The organism is Streptomyces kebangsaanensis (assembly GCF_001906585.1).
GTDB classification, from domain to species: Bacteria; Actinomycetota; Actinomycetes; order Streptomycetales; family Streptomycetaceae; genus Streptomyces; species Streptomyces kebangsaanensis.
The window spans coordinates 115438-121029 of the sequence record NZ_JUJA01000033.1 but is presented as its reverse complement, the minus strand read 5'-3'; the positions used below and the strand labels follow the sequence as shown (position 1 = coordinate 121029).

At 70.6% G+C, this 5592-nt stretch carries 5 protein-coding genes and 1 pseudogene; 5 read left to right on the top strand and 1 reads right to left on the bottom strand.

Features of this window, described 5'->3' with window-relative positions; genetic code table 11:
- The 3 genes and pseudogenes from RH94_RS42245 to RH94_RS03875 form a co-directional block, all read left to right on the top strand.
- Positions 1-257: pseudogene (locus RH94_RS42245) on the top strand (PadR family transcriptional regulator); the annotation flags it as partial.
- Positions 254-943, top strand: coding sequence for an ABC transporter ATP-binding protein (locus tag RH94_RS03880; protein WP_073946239.1), 690 nt, complete (start codon positions 254-256; stop codon positions 941-943). The pseudogene RH94_RS42245 and the gene RH94_RS03880, both read left to right, overlap by 4 nt.
- Before the next feature lie 68 nt (positions 944-1011).
- Positions 1012-3321 carry an ABC transporter permease gene (locus RH94_RS03875; protein ID WP_079188880.1) on the top strand — a complete coding sequence of 770 codons (2310 nt, stop codon included), beginning with the start codon at positions 1012-1014 and terminating at the stop codon, positions 3319-3321.
- Between the two features lie 32 nt (positions 3322-3353).
- On the opposite strand, the gene RH94_RS03870 is transcribed toward RH94_RS03875, so the two are convergent.
- Positions 3354-4304: a hydrogen peroxide-inducible genes activator gene (locus RH94_RS03870; RefSeq protein ID WP_073946237.1), complete on the bottom strand. Its 951-nt coding sequence runs from the start codon at positions 4302-4304 to the stop codon at positions 3354-3356.
- Positions 4305-4437: 133 nt separating this feature from the next.
- Here RH94_RS03870 and RH94_RS03865 point away from each other — a divergent pair, with 133 nt between their 5' ends.
- On the top strand, positions 4438-4992 hold the full coding sequence (locus tag RH94_RS03865) for a peroxiredoxin (protein WP_073946236.1): 555 nt from the start codon (positions 4438-4440) through the stop codon (positions 4990-4992).
- Positions 4993-4995: 3 nt separating this feature from the next.
- Positions 4996-5529, top strand: coding sequence for an alkyl hydroperoxide reductase (locus RH94_RS03860; protein WP_073946235.1), 534 nt, complete (start codon positions 4996-4998; stop codon positions 5527-5529).
- The last annotated feature ends 63 nt before the right edge of the window (positions 5530-5592 follow it).

The window sequence follows — 5592 nt, the reverse complement described above, 5'->3', positions numbered from 1 at the left end:
AGCCGTACCTCCAGTCGACCCTCTACACCAAGGTCGTCCTCGCGCTGCTGACCCACCGCGACGCCACCGACATCCTCGACACCCAGCGCGCCGAGCACCTGCGCGGCATGCGGATCCTGACCGACCGCAAGCGCACGGGGGACCTCGCCGACCAGCTGATCTGCGACCACGCCCTGTTCCACCTCGAGGCCGACCTGCGCTGGCTGGAGCTGACCGCCGCTCGCCTCGACAAGCTCCGTGAGGCGGTGACCCGGTGACCCCTCCCCCCGGCTCCCTGCTGGCCGCCGAGAACCTGCGCAAGGCCTACGGCCCGACCACCGCGCTGGACGGCGCCGAGTTCTCCGTCCACCCCGGCGAGGTCGTCGCCGTGATGGGCCCCTCCGGCTCGGGCAAGTCCACGCTGCTGCACTGCCTCGCCGGGATCGTCACCCCCGACTCGGGGTCGATCACCTACGACGGCCGTGAGCTGTCCACCATGACCGACGCCCAGCGCAGTGCGCTCAGGCGCTCGGAGTTCGGGTTCGTCTTCCAGTTCGGCCAGCTGGTGCCCGAGCTGACCTGCGTGGAGAACGTGGCCCTGCCGCTCAGGCTGAACGGCACCTCCCGCAAGGAGGCCGAGCGCACCGCACTGACGTGGATGGAGCGCCTGGAGGTCGACGACCTGCGCAGGAAGCGGCCCGGCGAGGTGTCCGGCGGTCAGGGCCAGCGCGTCGCGGTCGCCCGCGCCCTGGTCACCGACCCCAGGGTGCTGTTCGCCGACGAGCCGACCGGCGCGCTGGACTCCCTCAACGGCGAGCGGGTGATGGAGCTGCTCACCGAGGCCGCCCGGTCCTCCAACGCGGCCGTCGTCCTCGTCACCCACGAGGCACGGGTCGCCGCCTACTCCGACCGCGAGATCGTCGTACGGGACGGGAAGTCAAGGGACATGGAGCGGGTCGTATGAGAGTGCGATGGGGGCACCTCCCTGCTCGAGCGCAGTCGAGAGCTTGGGGGAGGGCCCGCGACCTGTCCATGGGCGCCAGGTTCGCGTTCACGGGGGGCCGCGAGGGCTGGACCCGGGTGCTGCTGACGGCGGTCGGCGTCGGCCTCGGCGTGGCCCTGCTGCTGCTGACCACCGCGATACCCAGCGCGCTCTCGGTACGGCACCAGCGGGAACAGGCCCGCCTGGACTTCACCTACAGCGAGCACTCCCCGCCGAAGGCCGACGACACCCTGGTGATCGCGGACGTCGACACGGACTACCACGACAAGAGCATCCGCGGGCGGCTGGTGGAGCCCGAGGGGCCGCGGGCCCCGCTCGCGCCTGGCCTGACGAAGTATCCGGCGCCGGGCGACATGGTGGTCTCCCCCGCACTGAAGGAGCTGCTCGACTCCGACGGCGGGAAGCTGCTGCGCGAACGGCTGCCGTACCGGGTGACCGGCACGATCGGCGAGAGCGGGCTCGTCGGCTCGCGCGAACTCGCCTACTACGCGGGCGTGGAGAACCTGGCGCCGCGCATGAACGGCTGGCAGGCGGACCGGATCACCGAGTTCGGCGACCCGCACCCGTCGTCCGAGCGGATGGACCCGGTGCTGCTGCTGCTCGTGATGGTCGTCTTCGTGGTGCTGCTGATGCCGGTCGCCGTGTTCATCGGCGCGGCGGTGCGGTTCGGCGGCGAGGCACGTGATCGCAGGCTCGCCGCGCTCCGCCTGGTCGGCTCCGACAGCCGGATGACCCGCCGGATCGCGGCCGGCGAGGCGCTCGGCGGCTCACTGCTCGGGCTGGTGTTCGGCACGGCCTTCTTCCTGGCCGGCCGTCAGGCCGCGGGATCCGCGGAGGTCTTCGGCATCAGCGTCTTCCCCAGCTACCTGAACCCCTCGCCCGCGCTGGCGGCGCTGGTCGCGGTCGTGGTCCCGGCCGCCGCGGTGCTGGTCACCCTGCTGGCGCTGCGCGGGGTGGTCATCGAGCCGCTGGGCGTGGTGCGTACGGCCAAGCCCGCACGACGCCGGCTGTGGTGGCGGCTGCTGCTGCCGCTGGGCGGCCTGGCGCTGCTGTACCCGATGCTCGGCAAGGGCCGCGACAACGGGGACTTCAACCAGTTCCTGGTGATCGGCGGCGTGATGCTGCTGCTCGTCGGCGTGACCGCGCTGCTGCCGTGGGTCGTGGAGACGGTCGTCGCCCGGCTCGGACCTGGCGGCGGGGTTGCCTGGCAACTGGCGGTACGGCGGCTGCAGTTGAGCAGCGGTACGGCGGCGCGCCTGGTGAACGGCATCGCGGTAGCGGTAGCCGGGGCGATCGCGCTGCAGATGCTCTTCGCGGGGGTGGAGGGCGACTACACCAAGCGCTCCGGGAACGACGTGCAGCGGGCCCAGATGACTCTGCTCGTGTCGCCGGGGGTCGCACCCACCACGACCGCCGAGAAGCTCTCCGCCACCAAGGGCGTACGGAAGGTCACCACGCTGTCCAGGACAGCCGTCGGTGCCCATTCCTGGAGCTCCGAGCGGGAGAACACCTCTGCCATGGTGACGATCGGCGACTGCGCGTCCCTGCGCGAGGTGGCGACCGTGTCCTCCTGCCGTGACGGTGACGTCTTCGCGGTGAGCGGTGCCGAGGACGACGCCGACACCGCGAAACTGGCGAGGCCCGGCCGCAAGCTGTACTTCTCCCAGACCTCCGACGAGGACCCGGCTTCGGAGGTCCGGTGGGCCGTGCCGACCATCCTGAAGTCCGCCCGTTCGATCAAGGACCCGGACGGGGGGGCTTACGGGGGCTTCCTGATGACGCCGGCCGCGGCGCCCGCGGAGGTGATTTCGGCGATCAGCCACAGCGTCTACCTGTCGCTCGACGAGTCGGTACCGGACGTGCGCGAGTACGTGCGCAACACGGCGACGGCCATCGACCCGATGACAAGGGTGTACGCGTTGATGTCCACCGAGCGGTCGAAGCAGTTCACCTCCATCCGCACCGGTCTGTTCGTCGGCGCGACCTGTGTGCTGCTGCTGATCGGGGCGAGCCTGCTGGTGTCGCAGTTGGAGCAGCTGCGCGAGCGGAAGAAGCTGCTGTCGGCGCTGGTCGCCTTCGGCACCCGGCGGCGCACGCTGAGCCTGTCGGTGCTGTGGCAGACGGCGGTCCCCATCGCGCTGGGCCTGCTGCTGGCCTCGGTGGTGGGCCTCACCCTGGGCGCGGTGCTGCTGAGGATGACGGGCACGCCCGTGGCCGTGGACTGGCCGAGCGTCCTGGCCATGACCGGCGTCGGCGCCGGCGTCGTCCTCACGGTCACCCTCCTCAGCCTGCCACCCCTCCTGCGCCTGATGCGCCCCGACGGCCTGCGCACCGAGTGACCGCCGGGGACTGAGCCCCCGCGCGCCGGGGCTCAGTCCCTGCCGCCGCCGTTCAGCACCCGCACCGGCAGGGGCCGCAGTTCCGCTCGCAGGGCGGCGGCGAGTTCCCGGTACTCGGCGGCGCGGGCCGCGCCCGTGCGCATGGCCAGGGCGATGCGCCGGGAGGGGGCGGGGTCGGCGAAGTAGCCGGTGAGGAGCCGGTTGTTGCGGGAGGTCTCGACCCTGAGGGCGGTGCGGGGCAGCAGGGTGCAGCCGAGACCGCCGGCGACGAGCTGGACGAGGGTGGACAGCCCGGCGGCGGTGGTCTTCACCGGCGCGTTCACGCGACCGGCCTCGCGGCAGATGTCGAGGGCCTGGTCGCGCAGGCAGTGACCCTCGTCGAGGAGCAGCAGCTTCAGTTCCTTCAGGGCTTCGCGGGGTATGCCCTCCCGGCCGCCGAGCCAGTGGCCGAGCGGGGTGAGCAGGACGAAGTCCTCGTCGAAGAGGGGGAGTTCGACGATGCCGGGCACACCGAGGGGCACGGCGAGCAGCAGCAGGTCGAGCCGTCCGCCGGCCAGCCCCTCCAGCAGGTTGGCGGTCTGCTCCTCGTGGACCTGGAGGTCGAGGTCGGGGTAGCGGTCGTGGACGAGGCCCAGAACGGTGGGCAGGAGGTAGGGCGCGACCGTGGGGATGACACCGAGGCGCAGTACGCCGGTGAAGGGCGCGCGGACGGCCTCCGCCTCCTCCAGGAACGCGCCGACCTCGCCGAGCACGGCCTTGGCCCGCACGGCGAGACGTTCACCCGCGGGTGAGAGCAGTACCGTGCGCGTCGTACGCTCCAGGAGGGTGACACCGAGTGTCTTCTCCAGGGTGGCGACGGCGCCGGAGAGCGCCGGCTGGCTCATGCCGATCGCCGCGGCGGCGTCCCGGAAGTGCAGGTGCTCGGCGACGGCGGCGAAGGCGCGCAGCTGGGACAGGCTGGGCTGCCTACGCGAACGGCTCACTTATAGGTACCTCCGATCAACACGACCGAGTGTAGCTATTTCCGCAATCAATGCACCGTGTGCCAACATCAGCATCGTCCAACCCCTGGGAAACACGGGCAAAGCCGGTGTTTCTTCGCTGCAAGGAGAGCGTGTGCTCACTGTCGGTGACAAGTTCCCCGAGTTCGAACTGACCGCCTGCGTCTCGCTGGAGAAGGGCAAGGAGTTCGCGGAGATCCACCACAAGACCTACGAGGGCAAGTGGAAGGTGATCTTCGCCTGGCCCAAGGACTTCACCTTCGTGTGCCCGACCGAGATCGCCGCCTTCGGCAAGCTGAACGACGAGTTCGCCGACCGCGACGCCCAGGTCCTCGGCTTCTCCGGTGACTCCGAGTTCGTCCACCACGCCTGGCGCAAGGACCACGACGACCTGCGCGACCTGCCGTTCCCGATGATGGCCGACCCCAAGCACGAGCTGATGCGCGCGCTGGGCATCGAGGGCGAGGACGGCTACGCCAAGCGCGCGGTCTTCATCGTGGACCAGAACAACGAGATCCAGTTCTCCATGGTGACGGCGGGCTCGGTCGGCCGTAACCCCAAGGAGGTCCTGCGGGTCCTGGACGCCCTGCAGACGGACGAGCTGTGCCCGTGCAACTGGTCCAAGGGCGACGAGACCCTGGACCCGGTCGCGCTGCTGGCGGGTGAGTGACGCATGTCGCTGGACGCCCTGAGGTCCGCCCTTCCGGACTACGCCAAGGACCTGAAGCTCAACCTGGGCTCGGTCATCGGCAACAGTGACCTGCCCGCGCAGCAGCTGTGGGGCGCGGTGCTGGCGACGGCGATCGCCTCGCGCTCGCCGATCGTGCTGCGGGAGCTGGAGCCGGAGGCGAAGGAGAACCTGTCGCCGGAGGCGTACACGGCGGCGAAGGCCGCTGCCGCGGTGATGGCGATGAACAACGTCTTCTACCGGACGCGTCACCTCCTCTCCGACCAGGAGTACGGCACCCTGCGCGCCGGTCTGCGGATGAACGTCATCGGCAACCCCGGTGTCGACAAGGTCGACTTCGAGCTGTGGTCCTTCGCGGTCTCCGCCATCAACGGCTGCGGCATGTGCCTCGACTCCCACGAGCAGGTGCTGCGCAAGGCCGGTGTCGAGCGTGAGGTCGTCCAGGAGGCCTTCAAGATCGCCGCGGTGATCCAGGCGGTCGCGACGACGCTGGACGCGGAAGCGACGCTCTCGGAGTGACGCCCACCACGTCGTGAAGCCCCGTCCACTTTCAGGGTGGACGGGGCTTCACGCTGTCTGCCC

Coding starts and splice junctions, on each gene's coding strand:
- RH94_RS03860 (WP_073946235.1), top strand. CDS start 4,996: ATGTCGCTGGACGCCCTGAGGTCCGCCCTTCCGGACTACGCCAAGGAC.
- RH94_RS03875 (WP_079188880.1), top strand. CDS start 1,012: ATGGGCGCCAGGTTCGCGTTCACGGGGGGCCGCGAGGGCTGGACCCGG.